This is a genomic window from Algoriphagus boritolerans DSM 17298 = JCM 18970, from assembly GCF_900108085.1.
Lineage (GTDB): Bacteria > Bacteroidota > Bacteroidia > Cytophagales > Cyclobacteriaceae > Algoriphagus > Algoriphagus boritolerans.
In genome coordinates this window covers 1-2,130 of record NZ_FNVR01000066.1, presented here as the reverse complement: position 1 = coordinate 2,130, position 2,130 = coordinate 1, and the positions used below count along the sequence as shown (strand labels likewise).

At 41.3% G+C, this 2,130-nt stretch carries 2 protein-coding genes; both read left to right on the top strand.

All coding sequences use genetic code 11. The annotated features are described in order from the left end of the window. On the top strand, positions 1-580 hold a 580-nt coding region (locus C4S61_RS21535; protein WP_103926837.1), incomplete at its 5' end, for a phosphoenolpyruvate hydrolase family protein. A 147-nt stretch (positions 581-727) separates the two neighbouring features. Beyond that, positions 728-1,939 carry an MFS transporter gene (locus C4S61_RS21530; protein WP_103926836.1) on the top strand — a complete coding sequence of 404 codons (1,212 nt, stop codon included), beginning with the start codon at positions 728-730 and terminating at the stop codon, positions 1,937-1,939. Positions 1,940-2,130 lie beyond the last annotated feature (191 nt).

The following is a 2,130-nucleotide window of genomic DNA, read 5'->3' as shown; positions in this document are numbered from 1 at the left end:
GGTGCAGGAAATCCCCGTCATTTGCGGGGTACACGGATCGGATCCGCGCCGGAGAATCTGGCACCACCTTCTGAAGGTGAAGGAAATGGGTTTTTCGGGGATCAACAATTTCCCGACGCACTGCATCGTGGACGGGCATTTCAGACAGGTGCTGGAGGAGACGGGTATGGGCTTTGACAAGGAGGTTGAAATGGTCAGGATTGCCAGCAAAATGGATTTGTTCTCCATTGTGTACGTGGCAAAACCGGAAGAAGCCATACAGATGGCAGAAGCAGGAGCAGATGCAATTATAGTCCATGTAGGTACAACGGTAGGGGGCTCGGTAGGGGTGAAAGGGGCTAGCTGCACCATGGAAGATGCCATTGAAAGAACAAACAGTATCATTGAAGCAGTAAATAAAGTGAACCCGAAAATATTTTTTCTTGTCCATGGTGGTCCCATCAATACCCCTGAGGATGTGCGGAAAATTCTGGAAAAGACAAATGCGCATGGATTTGTGGGGGCTTCTTCGTTGGAAAGAATGGGCGTGGAAAAATCCCTGACCGATTTGACCAAGGAGTTCAAAAAATTGACAATATAAAATTGGAATAACAAGTGAGAAAATCGTTTATTCCAACTCCTAAAAAAGGTGATTGGCATTTCTTTGTCCTTCAATATCCCGGACCTGTTTATTAAATCACTTTTAATCATTGGTTAAAAAAACAGTAACTAGCTAAACATAATATAGATGAATGAAAACATAAACAAAACAGCCTTATTTAACGGGAGTTGCTTTGCACTTATTACCACAGCTTTTTCATTTTCCATACGGGCGGGGATTTTACCTCAATTAGCTGAGGAATTTGGTCTTTCAGCTGAACAATTGGGGTTTATAAATTCAATGTGGTTCTTGGGATTTCCTATCTCAATGCTAATCGGGGGATTGGTGTACCATTCATTTGGACCTAAAAACATTATGATTGTGGCCTTTGTAGCCCATACCTTGGGAATTGTGTTGACAATATATACAGGGGGATATTTTTTACTGCTTTTATCAACGCTTTTTATAGGGATTGGTAATGGTTGTACAGAAGCAGCCTGCAACCCTATGATTGCAGACACCTATTCAGGAGTTAAAATGAATAAAATGCTTAACCGGTTCCATATGTGGTTTCCCGGGGGGATCATTCTTGGAGCTCTAATTTCCAAATTCATGATGGACTTAGGTCTTGCTTGGGAGATCCAGATGTGGATAATTATGGTACCGACAATTATTTATGCTGCTTTGTTTTATGGAAAAGCTTTCCCTCATCCAAATGTGGTGGGATCCAACTCTCTATTCGAAAATATAAAGGCTATGCGAAGCCCACTTTACATTTTTTTGTTTTGTTGCATGGCTTTGACTGCTATCACGGAATTTGGCCCTAATCAATGGGTAAATATCGTTTTGAGTTACAGTGGTGCAGATGCAATGCTAATTTTAGCCTTGGTAAGTGGGGTTATGGTTATAGGTAGATTTTTTGCTGGACCTGTAGTTAAATGGCTAGGTCAGACCGGTGTGCTTTTGTTTTCGGCCATATTATCAACCATTGGCATATTTATGTTTAGTGCAGTTACAGGTTTTATGGCTTATGGAGTAGCAGTTATTTTCGCATTTGGGATTTGCTATTTCTGGCCCGTTATGATTGGAATAGTAGCTCAAAGAATTCCATTAAGTAGTGCAATGGGAATGTCTGTGATTGGTGGGATCGGTTTTTTTTCCACCTCCATATTTCAGCCAATAATAGGGAATTGGATTGATGATTCTCGGATAAAATACATTGCTAAGGGATTTTCAGGTGATGCATTAGAATTGGCAGCAGGCCAGGATACGTTGGGCAAAATGGTTATATTTCCTGCTATTTTAATAGTTCTTTTTTTAATTCTTTTTTTCTGGCAAAAAAATTATGAAGGATACTAGTTGGATAAAAAATCAAGTCGAGTAGGTAAGGGGAATTTCACCCCAAACCTCTCACAGCACAGTGCGTGATAGTCTCCCATTCACACGGTGCTTCCAAAGTCAGGTCTCCTGTTTTTACCAAGAGTTGGTAGTACCAGTTGCCAGTGGGCAAAAAGATTTGGCTTTCCGTATCCGTCCGGGCAACTGCGTCT

Bases quoted from the DNA above. Each gene is read 5' to 3' on its own strand.
- C4S61_RS21530 (WP_103926836.1), top strand. From the start codon at position 728: ATGAATGAAAACATAAACAAAACAGCCTTATTTAACGGGAGTTGCTTT.